The organism is Ghiorsea bivora (assembly GCF_000744415.1).
Classification (GTDB): domain Bacteria; phylum Pseudomonadota; class Zetaproteobacteria; order Mariprofundales; family Mariprofundaceae; genus Ghiorsea; species Ghiorsea bivora.
Genome location: NZ_JQLW01000008.1, coordinates 98,282 through 123,500 on the forward strand (window position 1 = coordinate 98,282; position 25,219 = coordinate 123,500).

At 43.9% G+C, this 25,219-nt stretch carries 25 protein-coding genes and 1 tRNA gene; all 26 read left to right on the forward strand.

Annotation, left to right across the window (positions count from 1 at the left end):
- Positions 1-83 precede the first annotated feature (83 nt).
- The 26 genes from dnaK (at position 84) to DM09_RS06505 (ending at position 25,213) form a co-directional block, all read left to right on the forward strand.
- Entirely contained in the window at positions 84-2,012 is a 1,929-nt protein-coding gene (dnaK, locus tag DM09_RS06390; protein ID WP_038248838.1) for a molecular chaperone DnaK, read from the forward strand.
- 123 nt (positions 2,013-2,135) lie between these two features.
- A complete protein-coding gene (gene dnaJ / locus DM09_RS06395; RefSeq protein WP_038248841.1) occupies positions 2,136-3,281 on the forward strand; it encodes a molecular chaperone DnaJ in 1,146 nt (381 codons plus the stop codon).
- Positions 3,282-3,297: 16 nt separating this feature from the next.
- Positions 3,298-4,113 (forward strand): 4-hydroxy-tetrahydrodipicolinate reductase, encoded by an 816-nt coding sequence (dapB, locus tag DM09_RS06400; protein ID WP_038248844.1) that lies wholly within the window; start codon positions 3,298-3,300, stop codon positions 4,111-4,113.
- Positions 4,110-4,259 (forward strand): hypothetical protein, encoded by a 150-nt coding sequence (locus DM09_RS11580; RefSeq protein WP_157753628.1) that lies wholly within the window; start codon positions 4,110-4,112, stop codon positions 4,257-4,259. Before dapB ends, DM09_RS11580 begins: the two co-directional genes overlap by 4 nt.
- A 3-nt stretch (positions 4,260-4,262) precedes the next feature.
- Positions 4,263-4,625, forward strand: coding sequence for a type II secretion system minor pseudopilin GspI (gspI, locus tag DM09_RS06405; RefSeq protein ID WP_038248845.1), 363 nt, complete (start codon positions 4,263-4,265; stop codon positions 4,623-4,625).
- Complete coding sequence (locus DM09_RS06410) at positions 4,622-5,185, forward strand: PulJ/GspJ family protein (protein WP_038248846.1); 564 nt, start codon at positions 4,622-4,624, stop codon at positions 5,183-5,185. The genes gspI and DM09_RS06410 overlap by 4 nt, the downstream gene beginning before the upstream one ends.
- Before the next feature lie 198 nt (positions 5,186-5,383).
- Positions 5,384-7,192, forward strand: a complete 1,809-nt coding sequence (gene rho, locus DM09_RS06415) for a transcription termination factor Rho (protein ID WP_099098492.1) — start codon at positions 5,384-5,386, stop codon at positions 7,190-7,192.
- 91 nt (positions 7,193-7,283) lie between these two features.
- Entirely contained in the window at positions 7,284-8,033 is a 750-nt protein-coding gene (gene tpiA, locus DM09_RS06420) for a triose-phosphate isomerase (protein ID WP_038248848.1), read from the forward strand.
- Positions 8,034-8,041: 8 nt separating this feature from the next.
- Positions 8,042-8,416, forward strand: coding sequence for a preprotein translocase subunit SecG (gene secG / locus DM09_RS06425; RefSeq protein ID WP_038248851.1), 375 nt, complete (start codon positions 8,042-8,044; stop codon positions 8,414-8,416).
- Positions 8,417-8,429: 13 nt separating this feature from the next.
- Positions 8,430-8,514 (forward strand) — tRNA-Leu (locus tag DM09_RS06430).
- 377 nt (positions 8,515-8,891) lie between these two features.
- Positions 8,892-9,722 (forward strand): tetratricopeptide repeat protein, encoded by an 831-nt coding sequence (locus tag DM09_RS06435; RefSeq protein WP_038248853.1) that lies wholly within the window; start codon positions 8,892-8,894, stop codon positions 9,720-9,722.
- Positions 9,723-9,908: 186 nt separating this feature from the next.
- Positions 9,909-11,315 carry an NAD(P)H-dependent flavin oxidoreductase gene (locus tag DM09_RS06440; RefSeq protein WP_038248854.1) on the forward strand — a complete coding sequence of 469 codons (1,407 nt, stop codon included), beginning with the start codon at positions 9,909-9,911 and terminating at the stop codon, positions 11,313-11,315.
- Positions 11,316-11,342: 27 nt separating this feature from the next.
- Complete coding sequence (locus tag DM09_RS11085; RefSeq protein ID WP_051938251.1) at positions 11,343-12,269, forward strand: sulfotransferase family protein; 927 nt, start codon at positions 11,343-11,345, stop codon at positions 12,267-12,269.
- 26 nt (positions 12,270-12,295) lie between these two features.
- Complete coding sequence (locus DM09_RS06450) at positions 12,296-13,843, forward strand: lipopolysaccharide biosynthesis protein (protein ID WP_157753630.1); 1,548 nt, start codon at positions 12,296-12,298, stop codon at positions 13,841-13,843.
- Positions 13,840-14,760 carry a glycosyltransferase gene (locus DM09_RS11090; protein ID WP_051938252.1) on the forward strand — a complete coding sequence of 307 codons (921 nt, stop codon included), beginning with the start codon at positions 13,840-13,842 and terminating at the stop codon, positions 14,758-14,760. Before DM09_RS06450 ends, DM09_RS11090 begins: the two co-directional genes overlap by 4 nt.
- Positions 14,706-15,299 carry a class I SAM-dependent methyltransferase gene (locus tag DM09_RS06455; protein ID WP_081881143.1) on the forward strand — a complete coding sequence of 198 codons (594 nt, stop codon included), beginning with the start codon at positions 14,706-14,708 and terminating at the stop codon, positions 15,297-15,299. Before DM09_RS11090 ends, DM09_RS06455 begins: the two co-directional genes overlap by 55 nt.
- Positions 15,296-15,955 (forward strand): acyltransferase, encoded by a 660-nt coding sequence (locus DM09_RS11785; RefSeq protein WP_051938254.1) that lies wholly within the window; start codon positions 15,296-15,298, stop codon positions 15,953-15,955. The genes DM09_RS06455 and DM09_RS11785 overlap by 4 nt, the downstream gene beginning before the upstream one ends.
- Before the next feature lie 3 nt (positions 15,956-15,958).
- On the forward strand, positions 15,959-17,038 hold the full coding sequence (locus tag DM09_RS11095) for a glycosyltransferase family 4 protein (protein ID WP_051938255.1): 1,080 nt from the start codon (positions 15,959-15,961) through the stop codon (positions 17,036-17,038).
- Positions 17,028-18,119: a glycosyltransferase family 9 protein gene (locus DM09_RS06470; RefSeq protein WP_038248859.1), complete on the forward strand. Its 1,092-nt coding sequence runs from the start codon at positions 17,028-17,030 to the stop codon at positions 18,117-18,119. The genes DM09_RS11095 and DM09_RS06470 overlap by 11 nt, the downstream gene beginning before the upstream one ends.
- On the forward strand, positions 18,116-19,225 hold the full coding sequence (locus DM09_RS06475) for a glycosyltransferase family 4 protein (RefSeq protein WP_038248862.1): 1,110 nt from the start codon (positions 18,116-18,118) through the stop codon (positions 19,223-19,225). Before DM09_RS06470 ends, DM09_RS06475 begins: the two co-directional genes overlap by 4 nt.
- The gene (locus tag DM09_RS06480; protein WP_038248864.1) at positions 19,222-20,085 is read left to right on the forward strand and encodes a sulfotransferase; all 864 of its coding nucleotides are present in this window, start codon (positions 19,222-19,224) and stop codon (positions 20,083-20,085) included. Before DM09_RS06475 ends, DM09_RS06480 begins: the two co-directional genes overlap by 4 nt.
- A 3-nt stretch (positions 20,086-20,088) precedes the next feature.
- Positions 20,089-21,099 (forward strand): acyltransferase family protein, encoded by a 1,011-nt coding sequence (locus DM09_RS06485; RefSeq protein WP_038248866.1) that lies wholly within the window; start codon positions 20,089-20,091, stop codon positions 21,097-21,099.
- A 31-nt stretch (positions 21,100-21,130) separates the two neighbouring features.
- Complete coding sequence (locus DM09_RS06490; protein ID WP_038248869.1) at positions 21,131-22,090, forward strand: NAD-dependent epimerase; 960 nt, start codon at positions 21,131-21,133, stop codon at positions 22,088-22,090.
- A complete protein-coding gene (locus DM09_RS06495) occupies positions 22,080-23,045 on the forward strand; it encodes a glycosyltransferase (protein ID WP_038248872.1) in 966 nt (321 codons plus the stop codon). The genes DM09_RS06490 and DM09_RS06495 overlap by 11 nt, the downstream gene beginning before the upstream one ends.
- Positions 23,042-23,896, forward strand: coding sequence for a class I SAM-dependent methyltransferase (locus DM09_RS11100; RefSeq protein ID WP_051938256.1), 855 nt, complete (start codon positions 23,042-23,044; stop codon positions 23,894-23,896). The genes DM09_RS06495 and DM09_RS11100 overlap by 4 nt, the downstream gene beginning before the upstream one ends.
- Positions 23,897-25,213: a UDP-glucose dehydrogenase family protein gene (locus tag DM09_RS06505; protein ID WP_038248874.1), complete on the forward strand. Its 1,317-nt coding sequence runs from the start codon at positions 23,897-23,899 to the stop codon at positions 25,211-25,213.
- Positions 25,214-25,219: the final 6 nt, after the last annotated feature.

A 25,219-nucleotide genomic window follows, 5' to 3' on the forward strand; every position in this document is an offset into this window, starting at 1 on the left:
GGGGTTGAAAAGCCTTTTTGTTGCCCCTATCTAGTTTAGTAAGTGAAGCATACTACGAGACTAGATGTAAGTTGGAGTGAAAAATGGCAAAAGTAATTGGTATTGATTTAGGAACCACAAACTCATGTGTGGCAGTGATGGAAGGGGATACGGCGAAAGTTATCCCAAACAGCGAAGGCGATAATACAACACCTTCAGTTGTTGGTTTTACTGCAGATGAGCGCCTTGTAGGTGCTGCAGCAAAACGTCAAATGGTAACCAACCCAGAAAAAACATTTCATGCGGTTAAACGTTTGATTGGTCGTAAGTTTGATTCAGAAGAAACCAAACATCATAAATCGTTGGTGTCTTACCCTATTGTTGCAGCGGATAATGGTGATGCATGGGTTGAAGTTGATGGCAAAAAAATGAGTCCACAAGAGATTTCAGCTATCACTTTGCAAAAAATGAAATCAACTGCGGAAGATTATTTGGGTGAAACCGTGACAGATGCTGTGATTACAGTACCTGCATATTTTAACGATTCACAACGCCAAGCAACCAAAGATGCAGGTGCTATTGCGGGCCTAAATGTATTGCGTATTGTAAACGAACCAACGGCTGCAGCATTGGCATATGGTTTGGATAAAACCGAAGAAAACCACTTGATTGCAGTGTATGACCTTGGTGGTGGTACATTCGATATTTCCATCTTGGAAATCGGTGATGGTGTGTTTGAAGTGAAAGCAACCAATGGTGATACATTCCTTGGTGGTGAAGATTTTGACCAAGTATTGATTCAATATTTGGCTGATGAATTCAAAAAAGAGCATGGTGTTGACTTAACAACAGATACTTTGGCATTGCAACGGTTGCGTGAAGCAGCAGAGAAAGCGAAAATTGAGTTGTCTTCAAGTCAACAAACTGAAGTAAACTTACCGTTTATCACGGCTGATGCTTCAGGCCCTAAACACTTGTTGATTAAAGTGTCGCGTGCAAAATTTGAATCATTGGTTGGTGATTTGGTTCAAAATTCACTTAAACCATGTGCGCAAGCATTAAAAGATGCTGGCGTATCTGCTTCTGATATCCATGAAGTGGTATTGGTTGGTGGTCAAACGCGTATGCCTTTGGTTCAAGAAAAAGTGAAAGAATTTTTTGGTACTGAACCACATAAAGGTGTAAACCCTGATGAAGTGGTAGCGATTGGTGCTGCGATTCAAGGTGCAATTTTGACAGGTGATGTGAAAGATGTGTTGTTACTTGATGTAACACCATTATCACTTGGTATTGAAGTGGAAGGTGGTTTGTTCAATAAAATTATTGAGAAAAACACCACAATCCCAACCAAAAAATCACAGACCTATACCACGGCTGCGGACAATCAAACTGCGGTAACGATTAAAGTGGCACAAGGTGAGCGTGAAATCTTCTCGGCAAACAAAGAACTTGGTTTGTTTAACCTTGAAGGTATTGCACCTGCACCTCGCGGCACACCACAGATTGAAGTGACTTTTGATATTGATGCCAATGGTATCATTCATGTGCATGCCAAAGATAAAGGTACGGGTAAAGAAACTTCAATTCGCATTGAGTCTGGTTCAGGCTTGAGCGAAGAAGAAATTGAAAAAATGAAACAAGATGCTGAAGCGCATGCGGAAGAAGATGCGAAGTTGAAAGAGAATATCGAAGCGAAAAACCGAGCTGACCAGCTTGTGTTTGCCACTGAGAAATCTCTGGAAGAGCATGCTGACGCTGTCGATGAAGCAACAGTGACTGCGATTAAAGAAGCTTTGGAAGTATTAAAAGAAGCGCTCAAAGGTGACGACTTTGATGCTATCAAAGCTGCTGAAGAAGATTTGGCGAAGAAATCGCAAAAACTTGGCGAAGCTGTGTACCAAAAAATGCAAGCTGAACAAGGTGAGCAGGAGGCTGGTACAGCCGAAGCCCCAGAAGCCTCAGCAAAAAATGATGTTCAGGATGCTGAAATTGTTGATGCTGAAGTGGTGGATGATAGTAACAGTAAAAAATAAGCCCCTGTTATTGGGTGCGTAGGCATAAGGAGCGGGGCTGAAAAGCTCTGCTCCTTTTGTGTTTTATATGTTTTTATGATGAATTGTGTCATGATGGTTTAGAATAAGTTTTAGGAGTGTAGGGTGAGTAAAAGAGATTATTACGATGTACTGGGTGTTGATAAGAGCGCAGATAAGAATGATATTAAACGCGCATACCGTAAACTTGCGATGAAATACCACCCTGACCGCAACCCAGACGATGAAAAAGCTGCAGCTTCTTTTCGTGAAGTCACAGAAGCATATGAAATATTAGCAGATGAGGAAAAACGCGCACGTTATGATCAATATGGTCATGCTGGTGTGGATGATCAAATGGGTGGTTTTGGCGCAGGCGGTTTCCAAAACTCACATGCTTACCAAGATTTTGGTGACTTGTTTGGCAGCGTGTTTGGTGATGCCTTTGGTTTTGGTGGCGGTGGCGGCGGTCAACAGCACAATCAAGGTGCAGACTTGCGTTACAATTTGACCATTACTTTAGAAGAGGCTGCCAAAGGTAAGGAAGTAGAACTCGAAATCCCTAAACATGAATCATGTGATACTTGCAGTGGCTCTGGTGCTAGACCCGGCACAAATCCTGTGCCGTGTTCGACTTGTGGTGGACATGGGCAAGTGCAAATGCAGCAAGGTTTCTTCGCGGTGCGTAGAACATGCCCTAGCTGTCAGGGTGCGGGTAAAAAAATTGAGTCGCCATGTGTTTCTTGCGGTGGAACAGGTCGCAAGAAAGTGAAGAAAAATTTGAAAGTGAAAATCCCTGCGGGTGTGTATGATGGGGCACAAGTTCGTGTAGGTGGCGAAGGTGAGGCTGGTACACAAGGTGGTGCACCAGGGGATTTGTTTATTGTTGTTCGCATCAAAGAACATGCTATTTTTGAGCGTGATGGTGCAGATTTGCATTGTGAAATGCCGATTACCTTCCCGCAAGCAACCTTGGGTGCAGAAGTTGATGCGCCAACATTGGATGGCAAAGTGAAAATCCGAATTCCAGCAGGCACGGAAAGTGGTCGTGTGTTCCGCTTGCGTGGGCATGGGGTGAAAGATGTTCGTGTGCATCAAAAAGGTGATTTGTTTGTACGCGTACAGATTGCTGTGCCTAAAAAGCTGACAGCAAAACAAGAAGAGTTGCTTAAAGCTTTTGCCAAAGAAACAGGTGATGAAGTTTATCCAGAGCGCTCTTCGTTTTTGGGTAAAGCGAAAAAATTGTGGGATGACTTAGCAGGCGAGAACTAAGTAAAGGGAGTTGGTTATGCGCGTAATCATTTCAGGTGCATCAGGACGAATGGGACAAATGCTTATCCGTGCGGTAGCGCAAGCAGAAGGTGTGCAGCTTGTGGGAGCAACCGAGCGTCAAGGCTCATCTTCCATTGGTAAAGATGCTGGTTTGCTTGTTGGGCTAGAAGCATTGAATGTACATGTGCAAGACCACTTAAACCTTTGCGATGAAGCGGATGTGTTGATTGATTTCACTGCCCCTGAAGCATGTTTAAATCATGCGAAAGTGGTGGCGGAACGTGGCATGGCAATGGTGATTGGGACAACGGGTTTTGATGCAAATCAACAAACCGAATTGGATAAGATATTGAAAAACACACCAACGGTGGTCGCAGCCAATTATTCTGTGGGTGTAAATCTTGCATTAAATCTTATCCAACAAGCCGCAGCAGTGCTAAATGCTGATTATGATGCTGAAATTTATGAAGCACACCATAAACATAAAGTAGATGCCCCATCGGGCACTGCTTTGGCTATGGGTAAAGCGCTTGCAGCAGGGCGTGATGTGAAGCTTGATGACGTGGCAGTGTATAGTCGTGAAGGTATTACGGGGGCACGTGAAGCGGGCACGATTGGTTTTTCTGTGGTGCGAGGCGGTAATATTGTTGGTGACCATAAAGCGATGTTTATTGCTGATGAAGAGCGCATTGAAATCAATCACTTTGCTTCAGACCGTATGGTGTTTGCCAAAGGTGCTGTGCGTGCAGCTTCGTGGTTGATTGATAAACCAGCGGGGCGTTATGATATGCAGGATGTTTTGGGGCTTAAGGAAGGTCTGAACAAGTCATGAACTCGCATCTTGTGCCCAGTGTACCCAAACTCTGCGTTGTGCGTTTAAGCAATAGCCGAGCTATTACTTGCGACACACGCCTAGATTTTGAGTACGCTGAACAACAATCTGCTTTGTTCAGACGTATTCAGACCTTCCTTAAATAAACCATGAAAACTCGGGCGGCTGAGCAAGGTTTTACATTGATTGAAACCTTGGTGGCTTTGGGTATTGCAGCAGTGGCTTTGACTGCTCTCGCTGGGCGACTGGGGCTGTCTGCGGATACACAGCGCAGCTTGTTGGCGCATTCCACTATGCTTGAAGTGGCAACCAATGTTTTGGAGCAACAGCGTGTTGGTGCTACAACCAACCTTGCCGAAAGAGAAGGTGAAGTGGATGCTCGAGGTATGCATATGACATGGAAACTTTCACTGGAGAAAACCGATTTGGATCAGTTTGTGCGGCAAAATGTGGTGGTTTCATATGTTGGCGAACCCGATGTCTCATTGTTTTTGTATCACGTAAAACCATGATGAAAGGTTTTACTTTGATTGAAGTTTTACTGGCAATCGTGGTTTTTTCCTTGATTGCAGCGGTAACCTTTTCTGCACTTGGCCCTGCAGGTGAAGGTTTTATGATGATTAAAGAGCATAGAACACAGTTGGAAGAACAGCAGTGGTTGGGTAAACAATTGCGCCGAGATGTGAGTTACCTAAGCACGTCAGAAGATAAAAACAAAGCGGTTGTTGTGTTGAAAAATGATAGCCGAGGTGAAAACGCTTTTGATGAATTACAGCTGCTGATTCGAGACCCCATGTACCCTGGTTTGACTTTGGTGCGTTACTTGATTGATGAAGATACACATAAGCTGAAGCGAGAAGCATTGAGCCCATGGGCAAGGACGCATGCAGAACCTATTCGTTGGGAGTTGGTAAAGTTAGATTCCTTTAATGTGGAAGTCTTGGATGCAAAAGTAAGTTGGAAAAATGTGTGGAATCAAGCTGCACCACCCTACGTTAAACCCTTGGCTATACGTGTGACTATTCGTGATAATTTGGGTGAAATGTCTTGGGACTTACCTGTGTTGCAATAGGTAAAATGTTTTTTTTGTTTGACATGAGCAGGGGCGACTTATAGCAATCGCTTGTAGTTATATACATGGTTGTGCGCTTGAATAACAGCAGCCGTATCTGAACAAACCTTTTATTTTCCTTGGTCATATAAAAAAAGCAGCATATTGTAATGTACGCTGATATCGGGAATACAATAACCTTTTGGAGTTTTAATATTTATGTCTTCTGATGAAACCACTGAACCATTATCCATGCCGGCAGAAAACGCTGAAGATAAACCCGTGAAAAAAACGGTGCGAAAACCACGCGCAACCAAAAAGAAAGTAGCAGAGAGTACAGCCGAAGGCGATGTGGTAGAAAAAGTTGCTGCGCCGAAAAAAAGAGTGCGTAAGAAAAAGGTTGAGGAAAGCACTTTGACCAGTGATGGGGCAGATACTGTTGTAGAGAAACCCAAACCTAAACGCACACGGCGTGTTAAAAAAGATGCGGAGCCGAAGGCTGAAGAAAAAGTACTAGACAAAACAACAGAAAAAACAGTTAAGGAAGCAGCTGAGGAAGAAAAAACAGGTGCTACTGCCGATGCCTCAACAGCTACAGAGAAGAAACAAACAGATTCGGACGAAACAAAGTCAGAGCAACAACAACGCCCGCAACGCAATGCCCATAAAAACAATCGCAATGGGCAGAAAAACAATCGTAATGGTCATAAAAATAACCGCCGCAAAGATCAGCAAGAAGAACCGATTTCCAATGAGTTTGAAGGTATTACCCTGCATTTACGCGAAGTATCGGCGATGTCTCAAGCTGAGCTTTTAGAAAAAGCAGATGAGTTGGGTATTGAAAATATGGCGGGCAAACGTCGGCAAGCCCAAGTGTTTGCGATTCTTAAAGAACATAGCCTGAGAGGTGGCACGGTTATTTCTGAGGGTGTGCTGGAGCTTTTACCTGATGGTTATGGTTTCTTACGCACAGCAGATGATAACTATGTGTCGGGCACGGATGATATTTATGTATCCAATCAACAAATTCGTCGTGGTTATTTGCGTAAAGGTGATTTGATTGCAGGTGAGGTGCGTGCACCGCGTAGCCGTGAAAAGTATTTTGCGCTCAAAAGTGTTATCTCTATCAATGATGAAGCACCCGAAGTGGCAAGAAACAAGGTGTTGTTTGAAAACTTAACACCCGTTTATCCTGATGAACGTATCAAAATGGAAATCGAAGACCCAACACGCAAAGACATGACAGGGCGTGTGATTGATTTGGTGTCGCCGATTGGTAAAGGACAGCGTGGTATTTTGGTTGCGCCACCACGCACGGGTAAAACCGTGATGATGCAAGCCATCGCGCATGCTATTGAAGTGAACCACCCTGAAATTCATTTGATGGTACTTTTGATTGATGAGCGCCCTGAAGAAGTGACAGATATGAAGCGCTCAGTAAAAGGTGAAGTGGTTTCTTCAACATTTGATGAGCCACCACAGCGCCATGTTCAGGTGGCAGAAATGTTGATTGAACGTGCCAAACGTTTGGTTGAACATGGTAAAGATGTGGTCATTTTGTTGGATTCGATTACGCGTTTGGCACGGGCTTACAATATTGTGTCACCATCTTCAGGGAAGGTATTGTCAGGCGGTGTGGATGCCAATGCATTGCACAGACCCAAGCGTTTCTTTGGTGCAGCGCGTAATATTGAAGGTGGCGGCAGTTTAACCATTATTGCCACAGCCTTGGTGGATACGGGTAGCCGTATGGACGAAGTGATTTTTGAAGAGTTTAAAGGCACGGGTAATATGGAGATTCATCTGAATCGTCAGCTTGTTGCCAAGCGTACATTCCCTGCGGTTGATGTGGCATCCAGTGGTACGCGTAAAGAAGAACTGCTGATTGAACCTGCGGAATTGTCTAAAATGTGGGTATTGCGTCGTATTATTTCACCTATGGATACGGTGGGAGCAATGGAGTTCTTGTTGGATAAACTCAAGACGACCAAAAATAATGCAGAATTTTTTGAATCGATGAATAAATAATATGCATAGCAGGCGTAGCTAGGGCTATGCTTGCTATCATGGGTTATGAAGTTATCATGCCCACGTTTTATGTTGGGATAAGGAGATTGGAATGGGTGGTTCAACACAGTTTATTATTGCTGGCAATTGGAAAATGAATGGTTTGCTTCAAGAAAGTTTAGCCTTTGTGGATGCATTAACAGCCAACCCCAATCCAGATGCCGTCGAAATGGTAATCTGTCCTCCTTATACCTTGCTTCACCCATTGGCAAAACCCTTTGCTGATAAGGGTGTAACATTGGGTGCTGAAAATATGTACTTTGAAGAAAGCGGTGCATTTACGGGTTCGATTTCACCGTTGATGTTGAAGGATGCGGGTTGTCACTATGTGATTTTAGGGCACTCTGAGCGTAGAGATATTATGCATGAAGGCAATACACTGCTGCGTAAGAAACTTGATGCTGCTTGGGATGTAGGGTTAACGCCTATGTTTTGTATTGGTGAACACTTGGAAGAACGTGAAGCAGGTGCGACCAATGATGTTTTAAAGCAGCAGTTATCGGTATTGGCGGGCACGGATGCAAACCTACCTTTAGTGGTTGCTTATGAGCCTGTATGGGCGATTGGAACAGGTAAAACGGCATCGCCAGAACAAGTCGCTGAAACACATGCTTTTGTGCATGAAGAATTGGCGCGTTTAGGGCGCAAATGTAAAGTATTGTACGGTGGTAGCGTAAACCCTGGTAATGCAGAAAGCTTAATGGCTTGCGAAGGTGTTGACGGTGCTTTGGTTGGTGGAGCTAGCTTAAAAGCTGACTCATTTATGGAAATTGTTGCAGCTGCGGCTCGCGTGGCAGCATAGGAGAAAAAATGACAACGGTATTATTAACTATACACATTATTGTCGCTATTTTGTTGATTGTTGTTGTATTAATGCAGCGTGGACAAGAAGGCGGTATGGGTGGCATGGGTGGCGGAAGCTCACAAACTTTGTTTGGTGCATCAGGTTCAGGTGGGTTTCTTGTGAAGGCCACAGGTGTGTTGGCGACTATCTTTATGACCACAAGTTTAAGTTTGGCTTTCTTTTCGCAACAAGAGGCGGGTTCGGGGGTGAATAAAAGTTTATCTACGAATGTATTGCAAGAGCAGTCAGTGCCTGCTGCTGGTCAGTCTGCAGGTAATGCAGTGTTTGATAGCAAACAACTTGAGAAAAAATCAGCGGAAAACTTGCCCTCAGCTGAATAATTATTTTTACATTGCCGGGGTGGTGAAATTGGTAGACACGCTACCTTGAGGGGGTAGTGGAGCAATCCGTGCTGGTTCGAGTCCAGTCCCCGGTACCAGCAATTAAAAAAAAGCGACTCAATGTCGCTTTTTTTATGCGATAGTTTAAGAAGTAATCAAAGCGACTCAATGTCGCTTTTTTTATGCGATAGTTTAAGAAGTAATCAAAGCGACTCAATGTCACTTCTTTATGTACTAGTCCCAGTAAGAATCAGAATGACTCAATGTTATCTTTTTTATATATTGATATGAGTAAAACAAGTCGTTATATATTCTTTTCTTATAGGTGAGCAGCTGTTCGCGGATAAGTAATTTTACATTGTATCCGATTTAATCTTGAAAACAGAAGTATATTGCTTCAAACTCCGTTCAGCTTTTTAAAAGTGATTTGCATCACAATGGTATCGAATCACTAGGGAGTGCGAATAAACAATACATGAATATTCCAGTAATGTTACGTCAAGCGCGAAAAGCTGTTGCGCAAGAGAACTTTGTTGAAGCAGAGCAATTGTATGCGCTTGTGCTGCAAGATGAAGCGATGCAAGACATGATTGATATTAAAATTCGTCACGCATTTTGCCTTGAGAAAATAGAAAAGACAACTGAAGCTATCGTTGTTTATCAAGATGTGGTGCGGATATACCAAGCGCAAGACGAAGTCGGTGCTGCCAAGGCGCTGACATTGAAAATTACGATTCTTGAGAACTTTTTACGGCAGGCATCTAAACTTACAGGCGATATACATATTGAGATGGCAACGGCGCAACATGAGCTGGGTGTTATGTATGAAGATGATGAGACAACAAACTTTGGAGATATAGATCTGTTTGATTTAGGTACGCATGAAATTACGCCTATATCAGAACAGGAAAATACGACTGAGGTAGATACGCATGTGGCATTAGATTTGGTTCCTCTAGAAGAGGAGGGTCATGTGATGGAGGATAAGTATATTTCTACAGTTGAACTTATCGTCGAACATGAGAAGGTTATTACAGAGCAAAAGTCAGTGGAGAAAACTTCTAAGAAACCAACCGTCAAACAGCAAGGTGAGACAGAAACTTTTGTTGTTATTCAAGATATGATCAAACAAGGCATACACCAGAATGTAGCGCATAAGTCGAATGTTGAAGACGTGGATGTTGAGTTTACCGATATTGGTGATTTTACACCAAGTTTATCAGCTGATGATATGCCAGAACAAATGAACAACCAGGCTGTTGAGTTGAATCTGAAGCATAAGGCTGGAAAGTTATTTGGGGAGTAAAAGGCAGCTTTTATTCTTTGCTTAAACTGACTATTCTAGCCCTTTTAGGTTTGAAAAAATAGAATGAACTTGTGCTGTGTAATGGTATTGCTTATGCTGTGGAATGTAACTGATTTGTAAGCTTTAAAAGTATTTTTGCTTTTGTGTTGTTTGTTGTGTTTTTAATATCATATTTAAGGTGTTTTTATGTCATTCAATTTAGAGTCCATGTATATTTCTGGCAAAGAGGTTTTGCCACTGATTGAAGGTGGTAAAGGTGTGGGTGTTTCCACAGGTTTAACCTCTGGTGAGTGGGCAAAAGCTGGCGGCATAGGCACAGTATCGGCGGTGAATGCCAGTCGTCTTGATGAACAAGGCAAGATTATCCCCGTGGAATACAAAGGACGAAATCGTAAAGAACGTTTTAGAGAATTGGTTCAATTTGGCATTGAAGGCGGCTTGACTCAGCTGCGTCAAGCGCATGATATTGCAGGTGGAAATGGTCGCTTGCATGTGAATGTACTTTGGGAAATGGGTGGTGCACAAGAGATTCTCCATGGTATTCTCAAGGAAGCCAAAGGTATTGTAAATGGGGTAACATGTGGCGCAGGTATGCCATTTAAATTGGCTGAAATTGCGGCTCAATATGGTGTGCATTATTATCCGATTGTGTCTTCAGGTCGTGCATTTCGTGCGTTGTGGTTGCGTTCGTATCGTAAAGCACCCGATTTATTGGGTGGTGTGGTATATGAAGACCCTTGGTTGGCTGGTGGGCATAATGGTTTGTCGAATACGGAGCGTTTTGACCAGCCAGAAGATCCGTATCCACGTGTAAAAGAATTGCGTGCAACCATGAATAAGTTTGGCTTGGAAAACACGCCTATTATTATGGCGGGTGGTGTGTGGTATTTGCGTGATTGGACAGATTGGATGAATAACCCTGAAATTGGTCCAATTGCTTTCCAATTTGGTACGCGCCCATTGTTAACCCAAGAAAGCCCAGTTCGTGACTCATGGGGACCAACACTGTTGAGCTTGAAAGAAGGGGATGTTGCACTGAATCCTTTTTCACCAACAGGTTTTTATTCATCAGCGGTACGCAATACTTTCCTTGATGAACTTTATGCGCGTACAGAGCGCCAGGTTGCATTTACTGACCACCCTGAAGAAGCCGATGGGCATGTTGTTCCATTCACTTATGGACCAAGAAACCGCGAAGTATATTTAACTGCGCATGGTAAAGAGAGTGCGGATAAGTGGATTGCACAAGGTTTCACCAAACCTTTGGCGACACCGGATTCAACTTTTGTTTTTGTGACGGAAGAGAAAGCTGCTGAAATTCGTAAAGACCAATTGGATTGTATGGGTTGCTTGTCACAATGTAAGTTTAGTAATTGGGCTGATAACGAGAAAGGTACCACTGGGCATAAAGCAGACCCAAGAAGTTATTGTATTCAAAAAACACTGTTAAATTCGGCCTATGGTGATGCACCTGAACATAACTTGATGTTTTCAGGACATGCCGCTTATAAGTTTGCCCAAGACCCTTTCTATAAAGATGGTTTTATTCCTACTGTGAAGCAGCTGGTTGAGCGCATTGCTACGGGTGATTAAGCGCTTTTACTGATGAAGCAAAACCGTATGCCTGAAACTGTTGCACCACTGTATGATGTGGTGTCGCGGTTGAAGCGAATAATTTTTAACAAGGCATACCCTTTGGCTGCGCCACTATCGCAAAGTCCCTTTTTTATCATTGGCTCCGGGCGCTGTGGTTCTACACTGCTGCGTCGCATGCTGCAGGCAAACCCTGATATTCATATCCCCCCAGAGTCTTATGTGTTGGGTGAAGTGGGGCGTTTGTTTATGCGAAATCGTCAAATGGATTGGCATCATTTGGTTAATCTTGTCTTATCTACATTTGAGTACCAGCGCGAGTTTGATAAGTTTGATATGGATATGCGTGCGCTAGTGCATCAGCTGTGGGAACTGCCCGAACAAGAGCGCAGTTTGGCTGTTATTTTAGATGCTTTGTACTGTTATCATGGGCAACAAACAGGGCAAAGCTTTACGCTTTGGGGTGATAAAACACCCAAAAATACGTTTGAGCTGGATATGCTTATTCGCATTTTCCCACAAGCGAAGTTTGTACACTTGTTGCGTGATGGCGTGGATGTGGCGGCATCATTTGTATCACGCGGGTTGATGGATGATATGCTCTCTGCTGCAAAACATTGGCAAACATCGGTGTTGCTAAGCAGACATTTTATGCAGCAATATCCCAAGCAATGTATGGAAGTGCGTTATGAAGACTTGGTTGCATCACCTGAGCAAACACTGCAAGGCTTGTGTTCTTTCCTCAATATTTCATTTCAACCTAACATGATTGCATCCTTGCAACATGTGCAACACATGGGAGATTTGAATGCTTATACCCATTATGAAAAGGTTTTAGAGCCTGTTTCTACGCGTAATATTGGTCTGGGGCGTTCAAGTTTGTCTGAGCACGATAAACAGCTTATACAACAGCATATTGGCGCAACATTATCGCAATTGGGTTATTCGCTGTAATGCAACACGGACATCGGTTTTTTTAAGTGTCTATCGCTAAAAAAGTCTTGAGAAATACAATGTTTGGTGCATTGGGTCGTGTCTGGCTGATTCTGGTTGGTTTCTTATTAACACCACTGATTTTATCCTATTTAGGTAATGATAGGTTTGCTTTATGGGCTATTTTTTGGTCAGTGACAGCATATATTATGCTGATGGACTTGGGCATGGGTGTTTCCTTGGTGCGTCAGGTCGCCCAATCTTTGGAAAAGCAGGAACATGCGCGTATCAACCAAGCGGTTGTAAGTGTATTGTTGCTTATGTTTTGTGTTGCCTCGGTTGTTTGGTTTCTTATTTGGGTTTTGAGTGTTTGGTTGTTGCCTGTAACAGGGGTGAGTAGCACGATACAGCAGGATATCACTCACCTTGTCACTTGGGGCCCCTTGGTCTTTTTGTTGATTGCGTTTTTGCGCGTATTTGATGCGGTATTGCGCGGGTTACAACGTTTTGACTTGATTCTCGGGGCGACACTCGCAACGTCTGTAGTAAATGTGCTGGGTATTTATTTTACCTTAGGTTGGGGGTTGGGTGTTTTGGGTTTGATGTGGGCAACGGTGGCGAGTTATGCCTTTCAAATGTTCGCTTTATATGTTTCCACGAAAAAAATATTACCACAATTCTCAACCTGCCATCGTCATTTTAATTACCCACTGTTAAAATCGATGTTGCCGTTGGGTGCACGGATTCAGGTGGCAAAAGTTGCGGAGCTTGCCAGCTACCAAACAGATAAATTGTTATTGGCATTTTTTATGCCTTTATCTTTTGTTACATTTTATGATTTGGGTTCCAAGATTGCAGCCATGATGCGTGATGCTGTTTATACCTTTACCACAGCCATTTTCCCTGTGGCATCACAAATTCAAGCCAGTGGTGACCATGAACGATTGTGGTTGCTTTATGCGCGAGGAAGCAAGTATTTATTGATGTTTTCTTTGCCCGCCTTAGCAATGTTGCTGCTTACTGCACCCATGTTGATTGGGGCTTGGTTGGGTCATGTGTCGGATTTTGTATTGCAAGCCGTGTTGGTATTAGGGGTGGCATATTGGGTGATTGTAAGTATGGCCATGGCATTTAATGTAGGTACTGCTTTGAATTGGTCCAAGCCAATTATGCGGGGGTCTATATTGCAGGCGGTGTTAAATGTTAGCCTTTCAGCATTGCTTATCAGTCAGATGGGTTTTATGGGTGCGCTTTGGGGAACTTTGGTTGCGGTGGTTGTTTCAAAAGCCTATGTGATGCGTTGTTTTTATCGTGATTTTGAACGCAGTATTTGGGATGATACCCGTTTGTTTTTGCATGTGCTGCTGAGTAATATGCCTTCTGTGTTCATAAGTTTACCTTTGGTGATGTGGTTGGGTGAGCAGTTGGACTTTAATCAGCGGGGGGATGCTGCTTTAGCGTGGTTGGTTTCAGTTGTTGTATATGTTTTTGTTTATCTCGCATCAATCCGTGTGTTTGGTTTATTGGATGCTACAGATATGCAGATGTTGGGCAGCCATATTCCAGGCATGCGATATTTGGTGAAAAAAGTATGAGTGCAGCTTTGGTTTCGATTATTATCCCGACATACAATTACGCAGCTTATATTGGTAAAGCTGTGGATAGTGCTTTCAATCAAACCTATGCAAATATTGAAATCATTGTCGTGGATGATGGCTCGACCGATAACACCAAAGATGTGTTAAAAAAGTATGAGGATAAGCTTGTTTATATCCAACAAAACAACCAAGGGGCTGCTGCAGCCCGTAATCGTGGTCTAAAAGAAGCCAGTGGTGATTATATTTGTTTTTTGGATGCCGATGATACGTATTACCCTGATAACATTGCTGAAAAGGTGCGTTTTTTAGCGGCGGATGAGTCATTGGACTGGTGTTATTCCAACTGGGTGTGGGTGGATGAAGCGGGCAATGAAATAATGCGTGGCGATGAGCCTGAGGTCTCGCTGGCACATATCAAAGCAGAAGGTGATGTGTTGGCTTTGGCATTGCAGGGTTATCGTTTGGGCACCAATGTTTTTATGTTTCGCAAGGCGTTGGCGGATCAACTGCACGGTTTTGATGTCCGTCTCAAAGTATTGGAAGATTATGATTATTATCTGCGTGCAGCAGCTTTAGGTAAGTTGGGTTATATCGAAAAAGTATTGTGCGCGATTTATCAGCATCAAGATTCGCTGGGCACAGGTTGTGACAAGGCAGTGGCATACCGCAATCGCTGGCGTATGCATAAAAAAATGCAACGTATGTTTGGTGAAACCTTGCAACAACCTGCCGTATTGCAGGCATGGCGCAAACAACAGGCAGACTTGTATCGAAACTTGGCAGACATCATGTTGGCGCAAGGTTATGTGCGGAGAGCCAAAGTTTTTCTTGGGGTTTCCTTGGCGAATGATTGCAGGCAATGGGGGGCTTTGTTACTGTGGTGGAAAATCGTATGGGCGAGGGTGAAGCTGTGAAGCGAATATTGGATATGGGCTGTGGTTTTAGCAAAGTCGAAGGCAGTATTGGCATTGATATGATTGCAGGTTCGGATGCCGATGTGTTGGTAGATTTGGCGCATAATCCGTTGCCGTTTGCCGACAATACATTTGATACCATTTATTGTAATGATGTGATGGAGCATTTGCCTGATGTCATTGGCACGATGGAAGAGATTTATCGTATTGGTAAACCCGATGCCGATGTTTTTATTGTATCCCCTTCCATGAGCAGCGCCCATTATCACAATGACCCTACTCATTTACGAGCGTTCACCTCGCGCAGTTTTGATTATTTTATCGAAGGCGAGAAACTGTTTAAATATGGTTATTCGCAAGCCAGATTTAAGAAAGAATCGGTGATTTATGATAAAGAATCACGCAAAGACCGCAATTTTTACGACCGCTGGATGGCAGCTTTTGCCACCAAACGCCCATTGCTTTATGAACATAGATTGGCCTTTATTTTCCCGCTTTGGGACATCAGTTTTCATTTAAAAGTAGATAAAAAGCCATGAAATCATGGTTGTGCCGCAAACGCTTAGAACATCATGCCAAAAAACAAGGTGTAAACCTGCAATTGCATGGTGTGGTTGATATGCCAAGTCTATCGTTTGATTTGTATCAAGACGCAGCTTGGTTGATGGCACAAGGTTCAAACATGGGCAAAGATGCCGTGATTGTGCTAGGTCAACAGGCTACGTTTAACATGGGCAAACAAAGCCTTATTGGGCGCAGGTTGCTGCTCAAAATGGTGGAAAGCGCGCAAGGGGCAAAGATTCAGCTTGGGGCTAATTGTCGCTTAGAAGATGATATTAAATTGATTACTTTTGGCACAGGAAGAATCGATATTGGTGATGACTGTTTTATCGGCTGGGGCAGCATGATTGCAGCCCATGAGCATATCAGCATTGGTGAGGGCACGGCGATTGCCGAATATGTATCGATTCGCGACCACAACCACGTATCAGGTCAGACAAAAGCTGTGCATTTATCGGCGATGGATATTAAGCCTGTAAACATTGGCAAACATGTATGGATTGGGGCAAAAGTGACCATTATTGCAGGTGTTACTATTGGTGATAACGCTGTGATTGGGGCGAACGCAGTGGTCACCAAAGATGTGCCAGCGGGTGCAAAAGTGGTTGGTGTGCCTGCCCGCCCGATTGGATAGCTCATGCCTTCGTTGGTTGCTATTGTTGGTGATATTCAAGATGGGCGCACAGGTGGCGAGCAATATGATGCGCGATTGATTGAGGCGGCAAAAGCGGCGGGTTTAGATGTGCAGCAGCTTACATGGTCGGATGTTATCAGTGATGCCTTGTTGCGATTGCCTGTATTATGGCGGTTGGCGCATATGTGGCGAAGTGTACGTTTAAGCTTTCAGCTTTGGCGAACCTCGGGTGATGTGTTGATTGATGTTTGGGCTGCACCATATCTTCAGTTTTGGGCAAAACATACCTCACGTCATATCTTATTGATGGTACATCATTTGCGCGGTGAGTTGGAGCAGGATGAGCGACTAAAAACAGCAGAAAAAACACTGATTCAAGCGGCAAATCGAATTTTGACGGTGAGTCAAAGCAGTAAAACACAAATTCAGGCATATTTAAGCACAGAATCGAACAAAGATATTCCTATTTCCATTATTCCACCCGGTTTTACCCCGCCGAATAGCACAGTGAAACATAAGGCTTCAGTCAGCGATGTGTCTTTGTTGTTTGTTGGGCATATTACACGCGCCAAAGGTGTGTTGGATTTGCTGCAGGCAGTGGTGAGTTTGCATGTCAAAGAAATATGGCAGTTACATATAGTGGGTAGCACATCGGCAGAGCCTGAAACCAATCAACAATTACAAACGATGATAAAAAAACACGGTTTACAAGATAAGGTGAAGCTGCATGGCAGGGTGAGCAATGCGGATTTGGCGCATTTGTATGCCGATGCAGATATATTTGTGCTGCCTTCTTACTGGGAAGGTTATGGCATTGTATTTTTAGAAGCCATGTATGTTGGGTTGCCCGTGGTGGCAACAACTGCGGGGGCTATTCCCGAAGTGGTGCAACATGAAGAAACGGGGCTGTTGGTCAATGCGGGTGATGTGGACGCATTACAAGCTGCATTGGCAACACTTATCAGATCACCAGAACAGAGAAGAAGTTACGCGCAGCAAGCTCAGGTGTTTGCAAAACAAGCACTTGATTGGCAGGCAGTAGAACAAAAGTTTCAAGCTTGGTGGGATGCGTATGTTGGCTAAAATCAAACTATTTTTTATTCGCAGGTTGATGAAAAAACTTGCCAAAAAACATCAGCCACAAACCATGCCCACGCAGGTGAAAAACATTGTCGTTTGGCAATTTGGTGGTTTGGGCGATATGTTGCTGGCAACCCCAGTGCTTATAGCTTTGGCGAACAAGTTTCCTGATGCTGATATTCATGTGTGGTGTTCTCACCCGCAGTTTGCAGACTTTTTATTGCGTTTGCCGCAAGTGCAAAGTGTAAACCCGTTTCCAGTGTATGATTTTGATACTCGCACATTGGAGAAGAAACAGGTGCGTTATGCTTTGAATACATGTGTTGCTGCCATGGATAGGCAAAAGGTTGAAGTATTGGTCAATCTGCACAGACCCAAGCTGCTGGATTGGTGGATGGTGGAGTGGCAGGTGATGGCACATTTGAAACCTGCGCTAAGCTTGGGTTTTCAGCCTAATGATATTCAAGGCTCGTTGTTGGATGTGTCTTTGCCTGAAAACATCGTGCCAACCCAACATTATACACAAAGTTATCAGCAATTATTGCAACAAGCCGATATAAGTTGTGATAAGCAAACCCGTTTCCCAATCATTGAAGACGAAAAACAAGCGGCAAGTGAATGGTTATGCGCAGTGGTTGAAAAACCTTGGTTTTGTTTGCATATGGGTGGTCGCCGCTTGGCTTTGGAAGATAAGTTATGGTCGGTTGCATCCTTTGTGAAACTTACACAGCAATTGGTTCAAGATGGTTTCACGCCTGTGTTATTGGGTGTGGAAAGCGAAGCAGAAGTTGGACAAAACTTGTGTGATGAAGTGCCGAAAACATTAAACCTCATCGGCAAAACCAGTATGGGTGAGATGGCAGCCGTGATTGCTCAAGCCCCCTTATTGATTGGGCATGATTCAGGGCCATTTCATTTGGCTGTTGCGGTGCAAACACCTGTGGTGGTGATTTGTCCGCGTCATGATGCTGAGCCTGAATATTTGGATTATGATGTGGATAGTGTACACATATTACGGGGTGAGAATCCTGATGCGATTGATGTGACAGCGGTGCACAAGGCTGCCAAAGGGTTGCTAGCATGAGAGTGATGTTGGTGGTCAATGAGTTTCCACCTGAGAAAATTGCAGGCACAGCCATGGCAACCAAAGCGTTGGCAGAGCATTTAAGTGGACGAGGGCATAATGTTTGTGTGTTGGTGACCACACCTTGCCCGCCTGAAAAACAACAGGCTATTGCAGCCCATGATTATCAATTGGTGTGGTGTAAAAAAATCCCCTTGCGTGGCTTGGGTTGGTTGTGGCGTTTGATGCAAACGCTTCAACATGCCAAAGCCTTTCAACCTGATGTGATTCAAGGGCAAGCTGTATCCTGTGGTTTGTTGGCAGGTGTGGCGGGGCGTGTGTTTGGGGTGGCGAGTATTTGTTATGCCCAAGGTTATGATGTGTACCAAGCAAGTTGGTGGCAAAAGAAAACGGAAATTCGTTGGGGCTGTCGTTTGCCTACACGATGTTTGGCAGTAACACAAAACTTGAAACAAGCCATTTTAGATATTGTTGATGTACCCGTATCGCTGATGCCCCATGCTTTTACGCTACCCGCATTATCACAAAGCAGAGCACAACTGAGACAACAATATGGGCTGCAAGATGATGCCAAATTGGTGCTCAATGTGGCACGTTTGGAAGATTTTAAAGGGCAAGATGTATTGCTCAAGGCGTGGGTGGCTATTGTGGCTGAAAATCCCAAGGCAAAGCTGTGGATAGCAGGTATTGGAAGCTTAGAAAAAACATTGAAGCAAATAGTGGTAACACTTGGTTTGCAGGAAAATGTGAAGTTTTTGGGTTTTGTATCGCAAGCCCAAGTGCATGCTTTGATGGAAGCGGCGGACTTGTTTGTACTGCCAAGCAGGGAAGAGCCTTTTGGCATTGTTTTGCTTGAAGCCATGGCACATGGATTACCTATTGTGGCAAGCAAGGTGGGTGGTATCCCCGAAGTCTTGCCGAGCAATGATGATGTGGCACTGGTCGCAGCAGACGATGTGCGAGCTTTGACACAAGCCATGTTAATAATGTTGGCAAACAACCGATTGTGTGATGATAACCGTGTATATGCGCTTGATTTTTCATGGGATAAACAAGTGCAGCGTTTTGAAGGTTTGTATACTAGTTTATTGGAGCGAAAGCAGTGAAACCCGACTTTATTTGTATTGGCCCTGAAAAAACGGCAACCACTTGGTTGTTTCGTGTATTGGAAACCCATCCTGATGTATGGCTGCCACCCTATAAAGAATTACGTTTTTTGAATGAAGGTAACACTGTGCCTGCTCATAGCATATCCACGTTATTTTTTAGCTCACATTGGCATTACAAAGAACTACGCCGTATTTTATTGCGTAGCACAGTAAAACTTTTATTGGGTAGAAAAACGGGTTATTTCTCGGCGTGGCAGGCATACCGATGGGTGTTGTATTATATGTTTCGCAAACACACATTTGTTTGGTATGATGGTTTGTTTGACCATGATTCAGGTAAGTTGACGGGTGATGTGACCCCCAATTATTATGATATTCCTGAGTCACGCATACAGCAGTTGGCGCAATCTCACCCCGATGTGAAGATTCTATTGTTTGTGCGCAATCCTATTGCGCGGGCATGGTCTAAGGCGTTGATGTTGGGTTGCAATCATGCAGGGCGCAAGTTTGAAGATGTGCAGGAAGAAGAGTGGATTGCGGTGCTTGATGCGATTTATCGGGAATGGACACCATACCCTGAAGCGATTGGACGCTGGAAAAAGTATTTCCCAGGTATGCATATCGCATATTTTGACCAGCTTCAAGAGAACCCTGATGGTTTTATGCAAGATGTGACGCATTATTTGGGTTTATCCATGCCGCAAAGTGAAAAAGTGAACAGCATTGTGGGTAAAGGTGTGGGTAAAGTGATGCCTGAAAAAGTTCGCCTACATTTGCAGCAGCAGTATGCCGATGAAATCCAAGCAATGATTGCCATGGGTGATTCTGGGTATCCAAAGGGTTGGGTCAAAGGCTAAAGCATGTTTGGGTTTTATCGCACATTTTTGGCGCTCATGGTGGTTGCCTTGCATATTGGTGGCATCCCTTGGTTGGGGAATTATGCGGTGTATGGTTTTTATATGCTCAGTGGTTATTTGATGACCATGATTATGCAGCGAACGTATGGTTATAGTTTGCAAGGTGTAACGGCGTATTTATTCAACCGGTTTTTGCGTATTTATCCATTGTATTGGCTGTCGATTGGTTTGAGTTTGCTTTTGTTTGTTTGGTTGGGTGAGTCATATATGTCGGCGTATCACAAAGAAATGATATTTCCGCAAACATGGCAAGATATTGTTAAAAACGTCTTTTTATTGTTTCCAAACCTTGAAACAGCAAGGTTAACCCCACCAGCATGGGCATTAACGGTGGAGCTTTGTTTTTATGTGCTTATTGCTTTGGGTTTATCAAAACATGTGAAAATAACACTGTTTTGGCTTGGTGTGAGTGTGGTTTATCATATTGTGGCGCAGTTTTTGGGCTGGGATAGGTACTTTTCTGTATTCGCAGCCTCGCTTCCTTTTGCTTTGGGTTCAGTTTTGTATTTTTATCGCAATGACTTGTTGCAGAAACTGTTTGGCAAACAAGAAACTTTGGCGGGTTATTTGCCCGTATTGATATTATTTTTGATGTTTATCAATTGGTATGTGGGTTATTTGCTTACCCGTTCGCATGAACTGTTTTTTTATACCAATATTTTATTATGTGCGTTGATGTTATTGGTCTTATCCAACTATAAATCTTTACCTTTGTTAAGCAAAAAAGCAGATAGTTCATGGGGTGATTTTAGTTACCCTATTTATCTTATGCATTACCAAGTGGCACTGGTGGTATTGGTGGTTCTTCAAGCTTGGGGTATAGATATTCAACGTCCAGATATACTGCTGATGTGGGTCACGATTCCTTTTGTATTTTTGGCGGCATGGCTGCTTGTGATTGCTATTGAACGACCAATTGAGCAATTGCGGGCTAAGGTGAAAGAAAAACTGTAGTCATGTTCGGTGAACTGCTAAGGTTTTGGGTATGAAGATTTTAGTTACAGGTGCGGCTGGTTTTATTGGTGCGCATGTCAGCCAAGCTTTGTTGCGGACAGGGCATACGGTTGTGGGTATAGACAACCTGAATGATTATTACGATGTACAACTTAAACACGATAGACTGCAATGGTTTGGTGATGCATCGGATTTTACCTTTATCAAACTAGACTTGGCAGACAGAGCGGGCATGGAAACCTTGTTTGCAGAAAATGATTTTGATGTGGTGATTAACCTTGCTGCACAAGCTGGTGTGCGTTATTCCATCGACCATCCTCATGCGTATGCAGATAGTAATTTGGTGGGTTTTTTGCATGTGTTGGAAGGTTGTAGGCAGGGTAAGATTGGGCACTTGTTGTTTGCTTCATCCTCATCGGTGTATGGCGAGAATAAAAAAGTACCTTTTGCGGTAGAAGATAGGGTAGATAACCCAATTTCTTTGTATGCAGCCACCAAAAAGTCTAACGAACTGATGGCGCATGCTTATGCCCATCTGTATGATTTTAAGGTGACAGGGCTACGATTTTTTACCGTTTACGGTCCTTGGGGTCGCCCTGATATGGCGTATTTTAAGTTTACTAAAGCCATTGCTGAGAATCAAAGCATTGATGTATATAATCATGGCAAAATGCAGCGGGATTTCACTTATATTGATGATGTGGTGGAAGCTGTAACGCGGTTAACTGAGCAAACACCCAAACATGATTATAAGATTTATAATATCGGCAATCATTCGCCTGAAACCTTGGAAGATTTCATAACTGCCATTGAACAAGCCATGGGCAAAAAAGCTGAGAAAAATTATTTGCCTATGCAAGCAGGTGATGTGCCTACGACGTATGCGGATGTGCAAGATTTGATGCAAGATGTAAATTTTAAACCAGACACAACGTTGCAAACGGGAATCAATCAATTTGTGGCATGGTATAAGGACTATTATGAAACGTGATTTTGAAGAACTGTTTGCTAAAGCGGAATGGTTCAAACCTGATTTGAATGGTAAGTTTGCACGGGATTGGGTGCGTTATCGCAATGATGATAATCCAACGGGTGTATGTTGGTTTGTGCCTGCGGAAAATGAAAAACCTGTGTTGTCGGTGATTATCCCGACTGCTGATGCAGACCGTGGTGGTTATTTCGTTAAACTGATGCAATCGCTTACCCAGCAAGATATGCAGGACTTTGAATTGGTTGTGATTAAGGGTGATAAACGCCAAGGACGCGGCATCAATATTGCGATTGCCAAAGCCAAGGGTAAATATGTATTGACGGTGGATGATGATTCTTCGCTGCCAGACCCACAAACATTCAGTAAAATGATAAAAGCCATGGATGAACACCCTGATATTGGCATGGCAGGTGGCAATAATACTGTGCCTGATTGGGCGACACCTTTTGTGAAACGAGTGATGACACAAGTGCCTAGACGCAGTTGGCAGCCGGTGTCTGAAATTGTGGATTCCGATTTGGCAGAGCATCCATGTCTTATCATGCGCGCTGATTTGTTTCGTGAAGTTGGTGGTGAGAACGAAGTCATCCCACGCGGGCTAGACCCATACTTGCGGCAGGTGTTTCGTGAGGCTGGGGCTCGTGTGGTCGTGCTTCCTGATATTATTTATCACCACCTTCCCCCTGAAACATGGGGTGGTTTGCTTGGGCAAATGTATCGCAATGGTTATCAAGCGGCGTATGCCAATTTACATTCGCCTGAATGGGTTATTGAAACACCTGCTGAACATGGTGATTTTACCTTGCGCGTGCCGCTGTGGAAACGCATTTTGCGTTATCCATTTCGTATGCTGAAAAGCCTGTTTTCAGGGCAATGGTTGTGGGTGATTTGCCAAACATGGTATGCAGTGGGGTTTGTGCGGGGCTGGTTCACAGAAAGGGGTAAAAAAGCATGATGGAACAACAAGATAAGGGTAATAAAGATTGGGCGCAGTCGGAGAAGTTTTTTTCACGCTCTTGGACACATATTTTCTATTTTTGGAAACTTCGCCAAATCATGTTGGGCAAAACGGTGCATGATATTTTGGCAAAGTCGGATCAAAACCAAGTCAAACGTGTGGTGGATTTGGGTTGTGGACCAGGCACCAACTTGTTTGATGTGTATGATGCCAGTGAACATTTTGAAAACGTACAATGGTTTGGTTTGGATTTAAACCAACGTGAAGCAGCAGATGGTGCGTCAAGAAGTGCTTATCGGGTGAAAGAACGGGGCAAAAAACCTGTCCATTTTATGTCGGGTGACATTTTTAAGCTGCCTTTTGCCGACAACAGCATTGATATTTTAATTTCATCGGAGGTCGTTGAACATTTGCCCGATCCTGTGCCTGCACTGGCTGAAATGCAGCGTGTTTTAAAACCCAATGGTTATGCCATGGTGACTACACCCAACCCAAGAAACTTGCCTGAAATGGTAGGTTATGCCTTGGATAAAATCACCTTTGGCGGCTTTAAAAAGTTGTATTGGAAAGGGCAAGATGAAGTGTCTGCGCCGCCGCTAACAGCACAAGTCGGTTTTGGGCATGTCTCGGTTCATCCATTTCCTGTATGGCGTGATTGGTTTAAACAAGTGGGCTTGCCTGTGGTCAAACATGTGCGTGGCCCTATGCTTTTTGGCAGCCCATTTTTTGATAGGCATAGGTTTCTATCGGGCATGATTATCATGCTTGACCCTATCATGGACAAGCTTCCCTTTCGTTTTTCGACCACAACCAACCTTGGCATGTTATGTCAGAAAAAGGAGCGTTAAATGAAGCTTTGTGTGGTGGGTAGTGGTTATGTAGGGCTGGTGACAGCGGCTTGCATGGCGGAAGTGGGGCATCATGTGGTTGGTATTGATATTAATGCTAACAAAGTGGATATGCTCAATGATGGTGGCATCCCGATTTATGAGCCGGGCTTGGATAAATTGGTCTTAAAAAACCGTGAGCAAGGGCGATTGTTTTTTACTACGGATTATTCGGTGTGTGCCGATGCAGATGCCGTGTTTATTGCCGTAGGTACACCGCCCGATGAAGATGGTTCGGCAGATTTGCAATATGTGATTGCAGCCGCAACCACTGCGGCGAAACATATGCCTGATGGTTGTTTGGTGGTGGTGAAATCAACCGTTCCCGTGGGCACGACAGATGCTGTTGCAGAAGAAGTGAATCAAGTGATGCAAGGGCGCGGCGTATCGGCTTTGGTGGCGTTTAACCCTGAGTTTTTACGCGAAGGTAATGCCGTGGGTGATTTCTTAAAGCCAGATCGCATTATTGTGGGCGTTGAAGATGTTGCCAGTGAGAAAAAACTCAAGCGCATGTATGCCGCCTTTAATCGCAATCGTGACCGCATGATTATGATGGACAGACGTTCTGCGGAGCTGACCAAATATGCTGCCAACTGTATGTTAGCCACGCGCATTTCATTCATGAATGATTTATCGCGTTTGTGTGATGTGGTGGATGGTGATATTGAAAGCATTCGCCGTGGCATTGGTGCCGATGAACGCATTGGTTCGCACTTTTTGTATGCAGGTATTGGTTATGGGGGTTCATGTTTCCCCAAAGATGTACAAGCACTACTGGCAACGGGTGAGAAGTATGGTGTGGACTTGCCTGTGGTTTCAGCAGCTTGGCAAGCCAATAAAATTCAGCGACAATGGTTTATTGCGCGTTTGTTAAACGTGGTAAAAGCTAAGGATGTGAAACAAGTTGCTGTGTGGGGCTTGGCATTCAAACCTGGCACAGATGACATGCGCGAAGCGCCAAGCATTGATGTGATTGATGCGCTGCTTGATGCAGGTGTGAAAGTGACAGCATGTGACCCTGCCGCAGCCGAAGAAGCCAAACATATTTGGGGCAATCAAATTACATATCAAGATTCACCCGAAGCAACATGCAAAGATGCGGACATCTTGGTGGTGCTCACCGAATGGTTAATGTTCCGCGAACCCGATTGGGCAAGCATTGCAGACTTGATGCATGGCACAGACATTTTTGATGCGCGAAACCTTTATGTACAAGAAGAATTGGCACAACATGGCTTGAACTGCATCGCTGTTGGGCGAGGCAAGTCTTGCCTGTAATACGCT